This window comes from [Clostridium] hylemonae DSM 15053, assembly GCF_008281175.1.
Taxonomy (GTDB): Bacteria; Bacillota; Clostridia; order Lachnospirales; family Lachnospiraceae; genus Extibacter; species Extibacter hylemonae.
The window spans coordinates 3,762,939-3,779,566 of sequence record NZ_CP036524.1; the positions used below are offsets into that span (position 1 = coordinate 3,762,939).

The window sequence follows — 16,628 nt, forward strand, 5'->3', positions numbered from 1 at the left end:
AATAATTATACTACACTCTACTGTGACAGACAAGATTGGATTCCCTGCGTGATCGCATCGGCCAGTTTATCCTGATATTCTTCCGTAACAAGCTTGGCGGCCTCCTCCGGATTGCTCAGAAAGCCGCATTCTACGATGATCGTTGGCACTTCTGTCCTTCTGAGCAGATAATATGTATCGTTGGCCTTGGCCTGTCTTGTATTGTCTTTATCTACCGCAAGCAGCGCCTTCTGCATAAGTTCTGCCGTATTTTTCCCGTCCTGGGAATGGCTGTAATAAAATACCTGTGCTCCACGGATGTCCGCGTCCTGGTAGCTGTTCTGATGAATGCTCACCACCATGGCCGGTTTTGTCTCATTGATCAGCTGCACTCTCGCCTTCATATCCTGTACTTTCTTGTTCGTGTCGCCTTCTTTCGCCAGTGTCGAATCGTCTTCCCGGGTCATGACAACTTCGATCTTGTTTTTCTTCAGTCTTTTTTCGACTTTTTTTGCTATTGCCAGGTTAATATCTTTTTCATTCGCGTCGTTCACCCCGATCTTGCCGGGGTCATTCCCGCCGTGACCGGAATCGATCACCACCACCTGTTTCCCTTTCTCCACTTTGTCTCCGGATACATATTTTCCAATATTTCTGCTGACTGTTATCAGCCCTGCGAGCAGCAAAATGAGAAGTAGGAACTCTACTTTTTTGCGCAATAAAATACCTCCTGTCTGTCTATATTGGTTAAATATATGACTGACGGAGGTATTTTATTTTTAAGTGACGGGAAAATCAGATGGAAATGTCCTGTTTCACGTCATTCTTTAATTCACATACTTCAGTATGAGCTGCCATACGTTCGGGTCTTCCAGTCCGAGCGCCCATGCCGCTGTTCCGGCCAGCTTGTTCTGCTTCATCAGATCCAGCTTGGCTTCCAGTGATTTCTCATCTTCCAGCCAGATCTCATATGTCACGCCGCCGCTTTCCCATTTGGCGTAGTTCTGTTTTGCGGCATCGTCCCATGTGATCTCGGCTCCTGCCTGGGCTACGACGTCTTTGGCCTCAGTCATTCCGTAGGCTTTGCTCTCTACCTTCATGGCATACTCGCCTTCTTCCGTGCCTTTCTGGCTTGCCAGTTCTTCTTCCGTCTTCGGGGTCTCCTCCCACAGTCTTGTAAAGAACGGTATGCCGCTGATCACCTTGTCCGCCGGTACTTCTTTCAATGTCTCTTCAATTCCCTCTTTCACAAAATCATAAGAGGCAACCGAGCCTGCTTCCGGTGAGCCTGCATAATGTTCGTCATATCCCATGATCACGACATAATCTGCCACGATTCCCTGTTCCCTGCGGTCATACTGCATGTTGAATCCCTTCGGCACGTAGTTGTCCACGGAAAGTACGAGTCCGTTCTGCCTGCAGCGCACGGACAGCTCACGGATGAACTGGATATAGTGCTCTCCGCATTCATCTGAAATCTTCTCAAAGTCCACATTGATTCCGTCTATATTGGACTGAAGCGCTTCCGCCACAAGCTGGTTGATAAGTGTTTCCCTCTTGGACGTATAGCTCAGCAGTTCATAGCTTTCATCGTATGAGTTGATGCCGCCGTCAAAGTCCCGTATCGTTGCCCATACTTCTATATTGGCCTGATGGGCGTAATTGACGTAATCTGTCGACGCGATGGAATCCATATTTCCGTCTGTATCCTTCACATGGAACCATGTGGGCGCAATTGTCGTAAGACCCTTACTCTCTGCGATCTTCTGCAGCACGCTGCTGTTGGCGTCACTGTTGGTCACGTTGTGCCATGCCATGTTTATCGTGTAATCTTTGGAAATATTTGTAAATTCCTGCTCTTCAAACTTTCTCGTTACGTTCTTTTTCTCTGCGTCTTTGAGCGCGCTGTTTTTGACGTAACCGATAAATCCGTTTTTCGTGCGGACTTTTTTCCAGTTATCTTCATTTTCGATAACGGTCACTTCACCGCCTTTTTTCAGCTCTGAGAGAACCGGGCTCTTCACTCCGCCCTGATATCTCACCTGTGTATCTTTCTTCACTGCGGCAACCGTATGCTCGCCCCAGTCGCCGACGATGACAACACGTTCCGGATCGTCATACACTTCGTAGTCGATATTCGTATACTGCTGGACAAAATCCAGAGCAATGTATGCTGTGCTTCCTTCTGTTTTTAATATGACGTAGTCTTCGCTGTTCTTGTCTTTAGAGACCGTATAATCCTTGCTGCCCACTTCCACCGATACCATGTCCTTCGGCAGTGTGTAAAGGAGTATATTCTCATTAGGATCCCAGTAAAATCTGCTGTTTATATAGTCACGGACGATCTCATACTGGATATAGGCTTTGCCGTCTGCTATCATGCCTTTTGGCTCTACCACTTCGTTATTGACTACAATAGCAAGCTGTCCTTCTTGTTCTATACCATAATATTTATCCAAATCAGCCTTTTCCTTGGAAGGGCTGTACCGCCTCCACAAAAATACTGCTGCTATCGCTGCTATTATTAAAATAACGGTAAGGCATATCCGTATACCCAGGTTTCTCCTTCTCCGTCTCTTAGTCTGCGGCCTTCTGGCTGACGGCCTTCTGTTTGCGGGTCTTCCCGTCTGCGGTCTTCTGTTCGGATTCCTGGAAGCCTGGCTTCTGCCCGTCTGACTTCTCGTCCCTTGAGTTCTGGAGCCTTGTCCTCTTATTTCCTGCCCTCTCGCTGTCTGGCTCCTCTGGGCCCGCTGCCTGTCCGGACGTTCTGTATTGCCGGACCGGTCCGAAGCTGTGCGGCTTCTTCTTTGTCTCTCGTCCATGCTGCACCTCCTACTAGACCCTATTATAGCAATAATTGCGACACTCGTCATTAACTATTTCGACATTTTATTATTATTTTGAGGGGTATCTACAGCCGCAGTTTTCTCCTGCAGCTTAACGTGATGAAAGCACACTTCTTTTATATCTCCGTCCTCGTCCAGGACATAGTCCCTCATATACGATACATCTTCCCGCATCATATGGGCTTCTACGATCTGTGTCGGGCTGGCCGGACTGCCCTCCATCGACAGGCTGACGCCCTCCTTCTCATAATCTGTAAGCTCGTTATACAGAAATTTATAAATTTCATTTTTCATCTTACGTATCCTCCGATAACATTGCGATGATAGCTACGGCTGTATGCGCATATACTGTTAATACGCGGCCAGAAGAAATGCGTCGTGATACATTGGCCGTATATGCGGACCAGCTGCATAAAAATTAGAAGATAGTCGTGCATTTAAAAAAATTTTAACGGTTACAATTGATCGTCTTTGATAGTTCTATTCTGGTTGTTTGTGAAAAATCTGCCTGAACCGGCAATGTAAATAATCTGATTTGCTGTTGATAGATTCTGAAATAGAGCTTACATTGAGAATTACTTGAAATTACTTAAAAAAGTCTCCCTCCTTTGTTCTAAGAACGTAGCTATCAGGGAAAACTATCTTCTAGTATCGTCATTATAAATGATTGATTTTACAAACGCAAGCACTTTTTTATTTTATACTTATTTTATTGAACATCCCGCGTTTCTTATGCTATACTAAATTAGAAGGAAGTGATGAATATGAAGATTGAAAAACTCAATGACAATCAGATACGCTGTACTTTAACGCGTGCCGATCTGGCAGCCCGCCAGTTACAATTGAGTGAGCTTGCCTATGGAACCGAGAAAGCTAAGTCACTTTTCCATGATATGATGCAACAGGCAGCCTTTGAATTTGGTTTTGAGGCGGAGGATATACCGTTAATGATCGAGGCTATACCCGCTTCTTCCGATTCTATCGTGCTGATAATTACTAAAGTCGAGGACCCTGAGGAACTCGATACCCGTTTTTCAAAGTTTTCACCATCTCCGGGTGGTGACTGGGATTCAAAGAAAAATGAGGCCCCTGACAAACTGGATGGCGCCGAGACTCTCCTGGACCTGCTTGGCAAGGTAAAAGAGAAGATCGGCACACAGGAGGAAACCTCCGGTGAAGATACAAAAGAAGTCCAGAAAACAAGCCTCCGCTTATTCTCATTTGCAACAATGGACAGTGTCATTCAGGCTGCGCGCCTGCTTAGCGGCATGTACAACGGTTCCAACACCCTGTACAAAGACCATGGCGAAGACGTATACATTCTGGCTCTGACACAATCAGACCATACAACGAATGATTTTAACCGCATATGTAATATGCTGTCGGAATATGGCTCTTTGGAAAAGGCTTCCGGCGCAACGCTGGCGTTTCTGGAAGAACATTGTGAGATTCTGATATCTGCTGATGCAGTGCAGAAGCTTGCGGTAATTTAACAACACATTAAAAAGATGCACCGGGCCGCCCCGGTGCATCTTTTATATTTGCCGTCTTATTAAGCATTCAAAAATGCATTGATCTTCTCTTCTAATAAGTCTGCATCTATGCCATGAACCATAGCCGCCTCTGCCAGAGACTCTCCCTGCGCGGACGGGCAGCCAAGACAATGCATACCGATCTCCATGAGTATTGGCGCTACATCAGGATTGATGCTGAGTATCTCTCCAATAGTCATATCTTTGCTAACCTTTGCCATCATGACGCCTCCTTTTCATTCTAAGTGTCTCCATTATATACGCATTTTATCATTGTGTAAACATTTTCCGACAATTAATTCCTAAAATTTGACTTCTCAAATGTCAACATCTTTTTCACTTTTTTTCGACAAAATATAATTTTTATTATAACTTCACAAAACGTCTGTTCTTTTATTTGCCCTGAGTAATCCACCAAAATACTATCTTTTTATGTGGATAATGTGGATAAATTTTGAAAAACTGCACTTTTTCCACCTTTTTCACATGTTTTCATGTGGATAACTTGGATAAGTCCTTTTTACAATATTTTCCTATTTTTTACATTTTTGTGTAAATTGTACACCCAGTCGACAAATAATGTTATTACCATAATTTTCCATGTCGAATTTGATAGGTTAATCTTGTCCTCATAAGAAAAAGCCCCTGTCTGACACGGGACTTTTTCTCTGCTTTTGTGTTTATCTAAATCAGTCTTCTTACCGTGATGATGTTCGTGTAAGTGGCGGGCAGGATGCCGATTCCTCTGGCGCTGTTGATCGCATTTACGATCTGGCCGTCTCCCATGTAGATTCCTACGTGTCCGTCATAGAGTATGATATCTCCCGGTATGGCCTGATCGTAGCTGACCGGAGTTCCGACATTTTCCATATCCCATGTCGTCCTCGGCAGGCTCACTCCAAAATGCGCGTACACTGACTGTACGAAACCGGAACAGTCTGCTCCGTTTGTCAGACTTGTGCCGCCCCATACATACGGGTTTCCGATGAACTGACAGGCGTAATCTACTACAGCTTGTCCCGTCCCGGCCTTGGCCTGAGCTTCTTCCTCCGCTTTGGCGGCCGCTTCTTCAGCCTCCTTGGCCAGCCTTGCCTCCTCTTCTTCTTTCGATTCAGCATAAGTAAATGCTTCTTCAGGGGCTTCGGCTTCCGTGCTCTGCACGATCTCCTGCGCTTTCTGCTCTGCGTTATTTCCTATTATAATATACTCGGAGTATACATAGCCTGTAACAGAGCCGGACTGGATCTTCGTCCATTCTCCCACCGGTCCTATCACCTTGGCGGCATAATCAGGATATAACTTACCTACCCACTCACTTTCTTTTGTTGGTTCACTTCTTATATAAAGAAATGACTGTACATTGGCAAACGCCATATCTAAATACTCACCCTTACGTGTTGGCACGAGATAATCTTCTACTTCTATATCATTCTGTGAAGTATAGCAATCATTCAGTACCTCCTCAATTCCAACGCTCGGCATTATCCCTGCAGCATCCGTATCTGCAGCCGATGCTGTGACAGGAAAAGATGCTATAGCTCCTGTAATGGTAACTAGGAACAATCCCTTCTTAAGAATAGAATCCATAAACTCCCTCCTTTATGTTTTCTTATCTTTTGTAATTGTTACAGAATTGTTACATATGTTACGGTGATATTATATCAATGCTGTCCATCAATGTCAAGGCTATTTAATGGTGTTTTTGTCGTCATATTTCTTCCTTTTTTTACCAGTTTCATGATAAAACTTCATTATAATTGTTACAAATTGTTACATATATGATTTTTGAGTTGACAATTGTTTTTATATGTTTTATACTAATCATAGTAATTGTTATTATTATTGAAAGGAGGATGCGTAGATGGCAAATTTAAAATACAGCAGGCAGAGAGCTTCTATTAAAGAATATTTGGCCGGCACTGTTGAACATCCTACAGCCGATACCGTATATATGCACGTCAGAGAAGAATTTCCGAATATCAGCCTCGGTACTGTGTACCGCAACCTGAATCTTCTTGCTGATATAGGTGAAGCAGTCAAGATCACTACCCCTGACGGCGGCGACCGCTTTGACGGGCGGACAGAGCCCCACTACCATGTAGTGTGCGGTTCATGCGGTAAAGTAGAAGATCTTGAGATGTCGTCTGAAGAAATTGCTTCTATAAATAATGCGGCAGATTCTGTCTTTGACGGAAAGATCACATCACACACCACCCTTTTCTATGGCACCTGTAAAGAATGTCTGGAAAAAGAAAAATAATTTTTAAAATAGGGATTGACAAAAGAAAATAACTGTGCTAAATTAATATCAGTAACTATTACTAATATTTAATTAAAAAATTATATAAAAGAAAAGGAGAGATTTATCATGAAAAAATTTGTTTGTACAGTATGTGGTTATGTTCACGAGGGAGAGGCTGCACCGGCTGAATGTCCAGTATGTCACGCACCGGCTGAAAAGTTTAAAGAGCAGACAGGTAACAGAGAATGGGCTGCTGAACACGTTGTAGGCGTAGCTAAGGGCGTAAGCGAAGACATTATCGCTGACTTAAGAGCTAACTTTGAGGGTGAATGTTCAGAAGTAGGTATGTACCTTGCAATGGCAAGAGTTGCTCATAGAGAAGGATATCCGGAGATCGGATTATACTGGGAAAAAGCTGCTTATGAAGAAGCAGAGCATGCGTCTAAATTCGCTGAGTTATTAGGTGAAGTTGTAACAGACAGCACAAAGAAGAACCTCGAGATGAGAGTTGATGCAGAGAATGGTGCTACTGCTGGTAAGTTCGATCTTGCAAAGCGTGCTAAGGCAGCTAACCTGGATGCGATCCATGACACAGTTCATGAGATGGCAAGAGATGAAGCCCGTCACGGAAAAGCATTTGAAGGCTTATTGAAGAGATACTTCGGTTAAGATATAATAGAGATAAGAACAGCACGGCGCTGTGAATAACAAAGAGGGACGGATGAAATCTGCGATTTCACCGTCCCAAATTTCAAAGGAGGATTTTGATATGTCAAAGTATGCAGGAACTAAAACAGAAAAGAACCTTATGGAAGCTTTTTCCGGTGAGTCACAGGCGCGCAACAAGTATACATATTACGCTTCCGCTGCAAGAAAAGCCGGATTTGTACAGATGTCCAACATATTTTTAGAGACAGCTGACCAGGAGAAAGAACACGCCAAATTATGGTTTAAAGAATTCCACGGAATCGGTGATGTGGAAGCCAATCTTGAAGACGCTGTCGCAGGCGAAAACTTTGAGTGGACTGACATGTATAAACGTATGGCGGAAGAAGCAAGAGAAGAAGGATTTGAAGAACTTGCCAAGAAGTTTGAAGGTGTTGCAGAAGTAGAAGCGGCACATGAGAAACGCTATGGCAGGCTGCTTGAAAGCTACAAGGCAGGCAAGACCTTCAAAGGAGACGCTCCGCTTGGATGGAAGTGCAACAACTGCGGTTACATCTACTACGGAGAGGAAGCTCCGGAAGAATGTCCGGTCTGTGCACATCCAAGAGCACATTTTGAACGTAAAGCAGAGAATTACTAATAAGTTGGGGAAATTGGGGAGGGAGGTTTTTTAAAAAACCTCCGTCCCCAATTTATTTTACCGTGTCCCTTTTTGAAATATCCCTGTCCCCATCTTAACCTCTCTGAACCTCAGGATCTCTCCTCTTCTTTTACCAGCATTCCGCTACGGAGCATTATCGGCCTCACCGCATTGTACAGGCCTGCAACTAATATAGTTGATATGACCGCATTGACAAATGTAGTCGCTGTGCTCCACTTTGCAAGCACCTCTGCCATCTTCTGAGGCTGCCCGAGAATATACATTTTATAAAAATATCCTGCTACCGGGTCGGCGACAACGTTAAATCCCAGGCCGGCAACTGAAGCAATTATACTCCATTTAAAGACATACTTTTTATTATTGCTCTCATTGATTCTTGCTATTTTATGAGCCACCAATCCGGTAATCAGGCCAATGCAGAGCTTCAGCACAAATGTTTTGGGTGCGCCTGTGATATAAATTGGATCCATTATATCGGCAATTCCCATACCGACCGCACCGGCTATTCCTCCATACCAACCTCCAAGAAGCAGCGCCGCAAGGACACAAAATGCATTTCCAATATGAATGGAAGTGGCATCTCCTCCGGGCATCGGTATTTTAATCTGCAAAAATGTAAAAGCTACATAGCACAAAGCTGCCAGAATAGCAGTCTGAGCCAGCTTTATGATCGTTACATTAGATTTCTTCATATAAAAATATCCTTTCTGAAATGAGCTGAGCATATACTATCATTAAATTGGTTGTGTTAAAACATCCAGTTTTGTATAAATAAAGCATACCAGTTGAAGTATCCGGCAAAAGGGACAGGGCAAAAAGAGATGGGGACGGAGGTTTTTTAAAAAACCTCCGTCCCCATCTCTTTTTGCTCAGACTGTAGACAAAGTCCTGGGCGAAAAGCCCGGGCTTTTCTATTATCAAGATATCCACATACTGTATGTTATCCGCTTCCTCAATCAAAAAAAATGCAGCTGGTATCCACCTGTTTATCAGCGAATTTATGCTGGATCCGTGGTATAATTATTGTATCAGGAGGTGCCAGCTTATGATGACAAAAGATGCCGATAAAAAGAGAGAGCAAATGCAAATGTTCTGTATGGATGACATGGTCCCCAAAGATCACATGCTCCGTTTGATAGATAAAGCGATCGACTGGCGTTTTATCTATGAACTTGTAGAAGACAGATACTGCCCGGATAACGGGCGTCCCAGTATGGATCCTGTGATGCTCATCAAGATTCCTTTTATTCAGTATCTTTATGGAATCAAAAGCATGCGCCAGACCATAAAGGAGATCGAAGTAAATGTGGCATATCGTTGGTTCCTTGGTCTGGACATGTTAGATCCAGTCCCCCATTTTTCCACCTTTGGGAAGAACTATGCCCGGCGCTTTAAAGATACAGATCTATTTGAACAGATCTTTTCTAAAATCCTGGAAGAATGTATGAAGTTTCATCTGATAGATACTTCCGTTGTCTTTGTAGATTCCACTCATGTAAAAGCATGTGCAAACAGTAAGAAGATGCGAAAACGTGTTGCGGCGCAGCAGGCTCTTTGGTACGAAGAGGAACTAAAAAAAGAGATCCTTCAGGATCGAAAAAAACATGGCAAAAAGCCGCTGAAAGATAAGGATGACAAGACGCCACCTACACAGACCGGAGGCGGAACGGGAGAAGGGGTTCCGGAAGAGGAGATCCCGGAAGGGGCCAAAACGCAGAAATGCAGTACAAGTGATCCGGAAAGCGGGTGGTTCCGCAAAGGAGAGCATAAACATACCTTTGCCTATGCAGTGGAAACAGCATGTGACCGTTATGGATGGATACTTGGATATACGGTACATCCGGGAAATGAACATGACAGCCGGACTTTTAAAGCCTTGTATGACAGGCTAACCAAATGGATGCGTCCAGAAAGGGTGGTCATGGACGCTGGATATCGGACCCCAGCGATCGCACATAGGCTTTTGGCAGATGGGATCGAACCACTTTTCCCATACAAAAGGCCAGCGACGAAAAAGGGATTTTTCAAAAAGTATGACTATGTTTATGACGAATACTATGACTGTTACCTATGCCCGGAGGATGAAGTTTTAAGCTACCGTACAACAAACCGGGAAGGGTACCGGGAATATAAAAGCGACCCTCAGATATGCGGGAGCTGCCCCAGTCTTTCCCAATGTACAGAAAGCAAAACGCATGAAAAGATGGTGACAAGACATATATGGGAAGAAGAACTGGACAGATGTGAAGATATCAGATATACGATTGGAAACAGAGAGATCTATGGAAAGAGAAAGGAGACCATAGAACGCGTATTTGGGACGGCAAAAGAACAACACGGTTTTCGTTATACCCAATCTGTGGGGAAAGCCCAAATGGAACTAAAAACTGGGCTCACTTTTGCATGCATGAACTTGAAAAAGTTAGCAAAGATCCTGGCAAACAGAGAGGAAAAAGGAGCCCCTACGCAAAGCGTTCTCTTACTTTGGGTCCACAAAATTGAAACGACACTTCGAAACAAAAGATGGTGTTGGAGCAAGGCCTCAACACCATCTTTGTCTACAGTCTGGGCAAAAAGAGATGGGGACGGAGGTTTTTTAAAAAACCTCCGTCCCCATCTCTTTTTGCTGTATATTTTTTGTCATTCAGGGTTGCTTTTTTTTCATATTGGGTATAATATACTCATATAGATAATGTAGTATTGAAAACTACATGTCGATTCATCAACATTTCAGGAGGCTGTAACATGGCAGAAATAATCAAAACACACATTAAAGATCCGGGAAGCGCGATCACACATTTTATTGGTATGCTGATGGCAATTTTTGCGGCTGTACCTTTATTGATAAAAGCTGCTCACGAACCAAGCAGAATATACATGATCTCAATTACAGTATATGCGATAAGCCTTATATTACTATATGCGGCAAGCACTACTTACCATACATTTAATAAATCTGAAAAAGTCAATACCATTTTGAAGAAGATAGACCACATGATGATCAGTATATTGATTGCAGGCAGTTACACACCTATCTGTCTGTTAGTTTTGAAGGGAAAGCTTGGAATCATACTATTATCTGTCGTATGGGGAATTGCTATTGTTGGTATTCTCATCAAAGCATTTTGGGTATACTGCCCGAAATGGATATCTTCTGTATTGTATATCGGCATGGGATGGACATGTGTACTGGCATTTACTCAGATACTTAATTCCCTGTCCCCGGCTGCGTTCGGCTGGCTTCTGGCCGGAGGTATAATTTATACGATCGGCGGTGTTATTTACGCATTAAAGCTTCCTATATTTAACACAAGGCACAAATATTTTGGGAGTCATGAAATTTTTCACCTGTTTGTGATGGGCGGAAGTATATGCCACTTTATACTCATGTATGTATTTATACTGTAAAGCTGCGGGGGAAAAGGAAATGGGGACGGAGGTTTTTTAAAAAACCTCCGTCCCCATTTCCTTTTCCCCTGTCCCTTTTTACTTTCCTGCTTCCTTCACCAGCACTTCTTTTTCTTCCCGTCTCATATGCTTAATTGCATATTCCCTGCTCATGGCTTCCTCTTTTGTCCGGAACTCCTCATAATATACCAGTTCGACCGGCCTTCGCACCCGGGTATATTTACTCCCCTTACCGCTGTTATGAGCCTTGACACGCTTGTCCAGATCATTCGTCCAGCCAGTATATAATGTACCATCCTTGCATTTTAGTATATATGTATAATTCATAAAACAGAATCCTTTCAACTGATGTCTCTTATTATATGCCTTGTCCTTATACTTCGCAACCGCCGGGGACATGGATATTTTAAAAAGGGACACCGTAAAATGAGTTGGGGACGGAGGTTTTCTAAAAAAACCCCGTCCCCAACTCACCTCAACTCATTTTACTCTGCCAGGTATTCCATTGGATTGACTGGTTGTCCGTCTTTTCTCATTTCAAAGTATACGTTGCTGCCTTCTACGCTGTAGTATTTTGTCGGCTGGCTGATATAGCCGAGCACGCTTTTGGCTTCTACATAATCTCCTACTTTTACCGGTACTTCTTTCAGCTGTCCGTAGAAGAGCTCGTAACCGTTACCGATATCTACGTTTACTGTTGTCCCTGTCTCTGCGCTCACGTCGATGGATTTTATGATTCCAGGTGCCGCAGATATAACCTGGTCGCCTTCGGCGCCTGAGATGACTAATGCAGGATTATATTTATACTGATCCAGTGTAGAAAAATACACTGTCTTATCCATGCTGTAGTTCATCAGGATGTTGCCGTTTACCGGCCACAGCAGCTGGCTGTCTTCTGTAAAATGTACAGATGTTCCTGACCCCGCCGTCGCCTGAGTATTTTGATTTTCGTTTGCAGCTGCTCCGTCTGCCGTATCACCCGAGTTTTCGTCCGTATTCTGTTTGTCATCATTTTCTGTTGTATTAATGACAAGGTCATTGTTCGCTGTCTCGGTTGGTTCTTCTGTTTTTTCTTCTTTTGTCTCATTGGTTTCTTCCGCCTGCGCAAGCTGTTGTTCCTGCTGGGTTTTTCTATAATCCCTGAATGTATATGTTCCAACTATTGCGATCGCTGCCACAAAACAAACTACTACTGCGGCGGTAGCACCTTTTCTTTTCCTTGCTGGTCTTTGCCTCTTATTCATTTTTTATCACCACCTCTGACTATATTTTTGCCAGATAGTGATATAGTTATTCCGTGTCTATCAATATTTCTGCTACTTCTTTTATTTCTGTTCCTTCAAAAAATTTTTGCAGTATCTCTTTATAGTCTTTCCCCTTTTTTGCCATTTCATTTGCCGTATACTGGCTCATTCCAAGACCGTGCCCGACGCCTCTTGTCGTTATCCTCAGTTTTCCGTTATATTTCTGTAAGGTAAAGCAGCCAGACGCCAGACCATATGTAGTGCGGAATTCTTCTCCGCTTATATTTTCCTGTCCGACACGTACGCTCGTCACATAGCCTGCAGTGTCATAGGCAGTCACCTCTGCGTCCATATCATCTATGGTCACAGTCTGGATCTGTTCTTCCGCCTCTATATCGAGCGGACAGTCCACGATCTTAAGATACGGGTAATCCCCGCTTCCAAGCGCTTCTTTTCCGTCGCGTGTGCTTCCGTTGCTGATACGGAAAAAGGGTGTCACCGCCAGGTTTTCACCGTACATGAGTACTTGGCCTTCGGTTTCATTCCACGCTTTTTTCAGCCTGTCGTAGTATTTGGAATATTTACTGATCCCCCATGCATCTTCCATCTGTTTTGTCGTCCAGAAGTCATCGGCCAGCACGGTATCACTGCCCGATTCCCTGATTTTTTTATACACATCTGTACGCACAAGTATGGCCTGGGCTTTTAGCGCCTCTGTCTTATAGGACGCCGGGATCTCCCTTGCCAGAACGCCGATGCAGTATTCTTCGATCGGCATCTTCACTTCCTCCTTGGAGGCTGTCTTGACTTTGACATACGTGCTGTCCACATGAGAGGTAGCTGTAATGCTTGGCCCATTTAAAAACACAGTCACTACATACGGTAATAAAATTATGATAATCAGATAACATCCCCATTGTTTTAGTCTTTGCCGCATAAAAATACCCTCCCATACACTGTATGGAAGGGTATTTGGATTTATTCCCTGTTTCTGATAATAAAGAAATAAACTGCCGTATACAATGGGACAAATATGCCCAGAACCGCATGCATTACCGCATAATTGCCGTCCGTATACCTTTTATAGATCTGCCGGTTCACAAGTACGGTAAGCGTCTTTTGTACAGCTGACGCGGCCAGAGTGAAGAGACCGAGCCCCAGAAGAGCCAGCAGCATGATCCCGCTGCCGAATCCGGAAAACATGTTATAAAATGGATAATAAGAATTAATTGCCTGATCAGCCATCCGGACAATATTCACCAGCACTCCGCCCCAGACTATCGCCGTAAATATACCGGTGATCACTCCGGATGCTATCGGTATCACAAGCAGCCATATCCCGGGATTATCCATCCTGCGGTCCTTGAATGCCAGCGGGCCGCACAGCTCTCCCTGGTAATATACTCTTGCATATGGTATAAATGCAAGCCACGGATATTTCATTCCTCTGTTTTTGCCGAGTGTATACATACCGACACCCTGCAGAATATACGCTGCCAGTGCGGCAATGCCAATAACGCCGAGAACGAGTAAATAAATGAGCAATATTACTGCCAGACCATTGCTTTCATACATAATCATACCTCCACAGTAAGTTTATCGAGGTGCCATATATCCTTAACATATTCTTCGATCGTACGGTCGGAAGAAAATTTCCCGCAGCTCGCCGTGTTGAGAAGCGCCATTTTTGCCCATCTGTCCCGGTCTCTGTACGCTGCCTCAACCTTCTCCTGTGCCTCTGCATACGCCCTGAAGTCCTTCAGGATAAAATACATATCTGCTCTGCTGCTGCTCTTTGTATTAAGAAGAGAATTATACAGGTCACGATACATCTCCCGGTTGCCGTATCCATACGTGCCGTCCACCAGCTGATCTACTACACGGCGGATCTCATGATCACTGTTGTAAATGTCCACCGGATTGTAACCTCCGTGCTGCTCAAAGCTGATAACTTCATCTGAACTCAGACCGAAGATAAAGGCATTTTCAATACCCACTTCCTGCACGATCTCCACGTTGGCGCCGTCCATTGTACCGAGCGTAGGCGCTCCATTCAGCATGAACTTCATATTACCCGTTCCGGATGCCTCCTTTGACGCGGTGGAGATCTGCTCGCTCACATCAGCGCCTGCAAATAATAACTCTGCATTGGATACACGGTAATCTTCTATAAACACTACCTTGAGCTTTCCGTTGATGCTCCTGTCATTGTTGACAACATCCGCCACTGAATTGATAAGCTTAATGATCTGTTTTGCGCGTATATAGCCTGCGGATGCCTTGGCACCGAAGATAAATGTCCTCGGATAAAAGCTCCGTTCCGGATGCTCCTTGATCTGATTATAAAGATACATCACATGCAGAATGTTCAGAAGCTGGCGCTTATACTCATGAAGACGCTTCACCTGTACGTCAAAGATAGAGCGCGGGTCGATCTCGATTCCATTATGTTCCAGAATATATTGTGCCAGACGCTCTTTATTTTTATACTTAATGCTCATAAATTCCTTGAGCGCCTCTTCGTCATCAGCCCATTTCCTTAGTCCGGACATGAGTGATAAGTCCGTTGCCCAGTCCTTTGTTCCGAGCTTTTCAGTCACCCAGTCGGCCAGTAGCGGATTTCCGTGCAGCAGGAAACGTCTCTGTGTAATACCGTTCGTCTTATTGTTGAACTTGGACGGCATCATTTCATAGAAATCACGCAGTTCCTGCTTTTTAAGTATTTCTGTATGAAGAGCCGCGACACCATTTACAGAATAGCCTGCAACGATCGCAAGATGAGCCATCTTCACCTGGCCGTCCATGAGAATAGCCATTCTCTTTACTTTGCCCTCATCTCCCGGATACTGACTCCGTATCTGCTCTACAAAACGGCGGTCAATTTCCTGTATAATCTGATATACACGCGGAAGCAGCCTGGAGAAGAGATCGATCGGCCATTTCTCCAGCGCCTCTGCCATAATAGTGTGGTTCGTGTACGCGCATGTATGTGTCGTGATCTCCCACGCCTCGTTCCATCCAAGGCCTTCCTCGTCAAGCAGAATACGCATAAGTTCTGCCACCGCGACTGTCGGATGCGTGTCATTCATCTGGAAGGTGACCTTCTCCGGCAGCTTATGGATGTCATCGTGCGTCATTTTATATTTGGACAGCGCCTGCTGTATGCTTGCGGAAATAAAGAAATACTGCTGTTTCAGTCTCAGCTCTTTTCCTGCATAGTGGTTGTCGTTCGGATAAAGCACTTCTACAATGTTCTTTGCCAGGTTCTCCTGTTCCACAGCCTTGTGGTAATCGCCGCGGTCGAACTCATCCAGCTGGAAGTCTACGATCGGCTCCGCATCCCATATACGGAGTGTATTGACCATGTGGTTATTATAGCCGACGATCGGCATATCATAAGGAACCGCGCGAACAGATTCATAATGCTCCTGTACAAAATGCGTTTTTCCTTCCTCGTCATATTCTACACGGATATTTCCGCCAAAACGTACTTCTTTGGCATATTCAGGCCGCCTCAGCTCAAATGGATTGCCGTTCTTAAGCCAGTTATCCGGAGTCTCCACCTGGTATCCATCCTCGATCTTCTGTTTGAACATACCGTAGCGGTAACGGATGCCGCACCCGTAAGCGGCATAGCCAAGTGTTGCCAGTGAATCAAGGAAACAGGCGGCAAGACGGCCCAGGCCGCCATTGCCAAGAGCCGCGTCCGGCTCCTCATTTTCCACGGCATTCAAGTCAATGCCCATTTCATCCAGCGCTTCCGCCACTTCCTTGTAGGCTGTCATATTGATCAGGTTATTTCCAAGCGCCCTGCCCATAAGAAATTCCATGGACATATAATACACGATCTTGGGATCCTGCTCTTTATACGCCTTCTGTGTGGCGATCCAGTCATCAATGATGACTTCTTTGACCGCATAAGAAACCGCCTGAAACAGCTGCTGAGGAGTCGCCTCATCGACAGTTTTGCGGAATAACGTCTTTACATTATTTGTAACTTCTCTCTTAAACTTTTCTTTTTCAAATATCGGATTATACATATTTTCCCCT

At 44.4% G+C, this 16,628-nt stretch carries 17 protein-coding genes and 1 pseudogene; 6 read left to right on the plus strand and 12 right to left on the minus strand.

The genetic code is table 11. The features are described 5' to 3' along the window. Positions 1-17: 17 nt before the first annotated feature. The 3 genes from LAJLEIBI_RS17690 to LAJLEIBI_RS17700 all read right to left on the minus strand — a co-directional run bounded on the left by LAJLEIBI_RS17690 (position 18) and on the right by LAJLEIBI_RS17700 (position 3,119). A complete protein-coding gene (locus LAJLEIBI_RS17690) occupies positions 18-698 on the minus strand; it encodes an N-acetylmuramoyl-L-alanine amidase family protein (protein WP_006443537.1) in 681 nt (226 codons plus the stop codon). Between the two features lie 108 nt (positions 699-806). Further along, on the minus strand, positions 807-2,801 hold the full coding sequence (locus LAJLEIBI_RS17695; protein WP_040435118.1) for a glycosyl hydrolase family 18 protein: 1,995 nt from the start codon (positions 2,799-2,801) through the stop codon (positions 807-809). A 54-nt stretch (positions 2,802-2,855) separates the two neighbouring features. After that, positions 2,856-3,119 (minus strand): hypothetical protein, encoded by a 264-nt coding sequence (locus LAJLEIBI_RS17700; RefSeq protein WP_006443540.1) that lies wholly within the window; start codon positions 3,117-3,119, stop codon positions 2,856-2,858. A 470-nt stretch (positions 3,120-3,589) separates the two neighbouring features. Here LAJLEIBI_RS17700 and LAJLEIBI_RS17705 point away from each other — a divergent pair, with 470 nt between their 5' ends. Next, positions 3,590-4,318 (plus strand): adaptor protein MecA, encoded by a 729-nt coding sequence (locus LAJLEIBI_RS17705; RefSeq protein ID WP_187120298.1) that lies wholly within the window; start codon positions 3,590-3,592, stop codon positions 4,316-4,318. A 59-nt stretch (positions 4,319-4,377) separates the two neighbouring features. Here LAJLEIBI_RS17705 and LAJLEIBI_RS17710 read toward each other — a convergent pair whose 3' ends face one another. Continuing rightward, positions 4,378-4,581 (minus strand): DUF1858 domain-containing protein, encoded by a 204-nt coding sequence (locus tag LAJLEIBI_RS17710; RefSeq protein WP_006443542.1) that lies wholly within the window; start codon positions 4,579-4,581, stop codon positions 4,378-4,380. A gap of 460 nt (positions 4,582-5,041) precedes the next feature. Beyond that, positions 5,042-5,944, minus strand: coding sequence for a C40 family peptidase (locus LAJLEIBI_RS17715; protein ID WP_006443544.1), 903 nt, complete (start codon positions 5,942-5,944; stop codon positions 5,042-5,044). A 274-nt stretch (positions 5,945-6,218) separates the two neighbouring features. On the opposite strand from LAJLEIBI_RS17715, the gene LAJLEIBI_RS17720 reads away from it, so the two are divergent. The 3 genes from LAJLEIBI_RS17720 to rbr all read left to right on the plus strand — a co-directional run bounded on the left by LAJLEIBI_RS17720 (position 6,219) and on the right by rbr (position 7,905). Next, positions 6,219-6,617, plus strand: a complete 399-nt coding sequence (locus LAJLEIBI_RS17720) for a Fur family transcriptional regulator (RefSeq protein WP_006443545.1) — start codon at positions 6,219-6,221, stop codon at positions 6,615-6,617. A 108-nt stretch (positions 6,618-6,725) separates the two neighbouring features. Next, positions 6,726-7,268 carry an NADH peroxidase gene (locus LAJLEIBI_RS17725; RefSeq protein ID WP_006443546.1) on the plus strand — a complete coding sequence of 181 codons (543 nt, stop codon included), beginning with the start codon at positions 6,726-6,728 and terminating at the stop codon, positions 7,266-7,268. Positions 7,269-7,368: 100 nt separating this feature from the next. Then, the gene (gene rbr, locus LAJLEIBI_RS17730) at positions 7,369-7,905 is read left to right on the plus strand and encodes a rubrerythrin (RefSeq protein WP_040435119.1); all 537 of its coding nucleotides are present in this window, start codon (positions 7,369-7,371) and stop codon (positions 7,903-7,905) included. Between the two features lie 110 nt (positions 7,906-8,015). Here the strand turns inward: rbr and LAJLEIBI_RS17735 are convergent, their stop codons facing one another. After that, positions 8,016-8,618 carry an ECF transporter S component gene (locus LAJLEIBI_RS17735; RefSeq protein WP_006443548.1) on the minus strand — a complete coding sequence of 201 codons (603 nt, stop codon included), beginning with the start codon at positions 8,616-8,618 and terminating at the stop codon, positions 8,016-8,018. After that, a complete protein-coding gene (locus LAJLEIBI_RS17740; RefSeq protein ID WP_147570512.1) occupies positions 8,605-8,856 on the minus strand; it encodes a hypothetical protein in 252 nt (83 codons plus the stop codon). The genes LAJLEIBI_RS17735 and LAJLEIBI_RS17740 overlap by 14 nt, the downstream gene beginning before the upstream one ends. A 115-nt stretch (positions 8,857-8,971) precedes the next feature. Here LAJLEIBI_RS17740 and LAJLEIBI_RS17745 point away from each other — a divergent pair. Together LAJLEIBI_RS17745 and trhA are read left to right on the plus strand one after the other, a co-directional pair. Further along, positions 8,972-10,492 (plus strand): annotated as a pseudogene (locus LAJLEIBI_RS17745) (IS1182-like element ISClhy1 family transposase); the annotation flags it as partial. A 179-nt stretch (positions 10,493-10,671) separates the two neighbouring features. Beyond that, on the plus strand, positions 10,672-11,334 hold the full coding sequence (trhA, locus tag LAJLEIBI_RS17750) for a PAQR family membrane homeostasis protein TrhA (RefSeq protein WP_006443551.1): 663 nt from the start codon (positions 10,672-10,674) through the stop codon (positions 11,332-11,334). 78 nt (positions 11,335-11,412) lie between these two features. Here trhA and LAJLEIBI_RS17755 read toward each other — a convergent pair whose 3' ends face one another. From LAJLEIBI_RS17755 to LAJLEIBI_RS17775, 5 genes are all read right to left on the minus strand, one after another. Next, positions 11,413-11,661, minus strand: a complete 249-nt coding sequence (locus tag LAJLEIBI_RS17755; protein ID WP_040435606.1) for a GIY-YIG nuclease family protein — start codon at positions 11,659-11,661, stop codon at positions 11,413-11,415. A gap of 158 nt (positions 11,662-11,819) precedes the next feature. Then, positions 11,820-12,578, minus strand: coding sequence for a M23 family metallopeptidase (locus LAJLEIBI_RS17760; RefSeq protein WP_006443553.1), 759 nt, complete (start codon positions 12,576-12,578; stop codon positions 11,820-11,822). A gap of 46 nt (positions 12,579-12,624) precedes the next feature. Beyond that, positions 12,625-13,515: a SpoIID/LytB domain-containing protein gene (locus LAJLEIBI_RS17765; protein WP_006443554.1), complete on the minus strand. Its 891-nt coding sequence runs from the start codon at positions 13,513-13,515 to the stop codon at positions 12,625-12,627. A gap of 41 nt (positions 13,516-13,556) precedes the next feature. Beyond that, complete coding sequence (locus tag LAJLEIBI_RS17770) at positions 13,557-14,153, minus strand: hypothetical protein (RefSeq protein WP_227056076.1); 597 nt, start codon at positions 14,151-14,153, stop codon at positions 13,557-13,559. A 2-nt stretch (positions 14,154-14,155) separates the two neighbouring features. Next, positions 14,156-16,618, minus strand: coding sequence for a glycogen/starch/alpha-glucan phosphorylase (locus tag LAJLEIBI_RS17775; RefSeq protein ID WP_006443556.1), 2,463 nt, complete (start codon positions 16,616-16,618; stop codon positions 14,156-14,158). Positions 16,619-16,628 lie beyond the last annotated feature (10 nt).

Coding starts and splice junctions, on each gene's coding strand:
- LAJLEIBI_RS17695 (WP_040435118.1), bottom strand. CDS start 2,801: ATGGACGAGAGACAAAGAAGAAGCCGCACAGCTTCGGACCGGTCCGGC.
- LAJLEIBI_RS17755 (WP_040435606.1), bottom strand. CDS start 11,661: ATGAATTATACATATATACTAAAATGCAAGGATGGTACATTATATACT.
- trhA (WP_006443551.1), top strand. CDS start 10,672: ATGGCAGAAATAATCAAAACACACATTAAAGATCCGGGAAGCGCGATC.
- LAJLEIBI_RS17700 (WP_006443540.1), bottom strand. CDS start 3,119: ATGAAAAATGAAATTTATAAATTTCTGTATAACGAGCTTACAGATTAT.
- rbr (WP_040435119.1), top strand. CDS start 7,369: ATGTCAAAGTATGCAGGAACTAAAACAGAAAAGAACCTTATGGAAGCT.
- LAJLEIBI_RS17720 (WP_006443545.1), top strand. CDS start 6,219: ATGGCAAATTTAAAATACAGCAGGCAGAGAGCTTCTATTAAAGAATAT.
- LAJLEIBI_RS17775 (WP_006443556.1), bottom strand. CDS start 16,618: ATGTATAATCCGATATTTGAAAAAGAAAAGTTTAAGAGAGAAGTTACA.
- LAJLEIBI_RS17715 (WP_006443544.1), bottom strand. CDS start 5,944: ATGGATTCTATTCTTAAGAAGGGATTGTTCCTAGTTACCATTACAGGA.
- LAJLEIBI_RS17735 (WP_006443548.1), bottom strand. CDS start 8,618: ATGAAGAAATCTAATGTAACGATCATAAAGCTGGCTCAGACTGCTATT.
- LAJLEIBI_RS17765 (WP_006443554.1), bottom strand. CDS start 13,515: ATGCGGCAAAGACTAAAACAATGGGGATGTTATCTGATTATCATAATT.
- LAJLEIBI_RS17710 (WP_006443542.1), bottom strand. CDS start 4,581: ATGATGGCAAAGGTTAGCAAAGATATGACTATTGGAGAGATACTCAGC.
- LAJLEIBI_RS17705 (WP_187120298.1), top strand. CDS start 3,590: ATGAAGATTGAAAAACTCAATGACAATCAGATACGCTGTACTTTAACG.
- LAJLEIBI_RS17760 (WP_006443553.1), bottom strand. CDS start 12,578: ATGAATAAGAGGCAAAGACCAGCAAGGAAAAGAAAAGGTGCTACCGCC.
- LAJLEIBI_RS17770 (WP_227056076.1), bottom strand. CDS start 14,153: ATGTATGAAAGCAATGGTCTGGCAGTAATATTGCTCATTTATTTACTC.
- LAJLEIBI_RS17725 (WP_006443546.1), top strand. CDS start 6,726: ATGAAAAAATTTGTTTGTACAGTATGTGGTTATGTTCACGAGGGAGAG.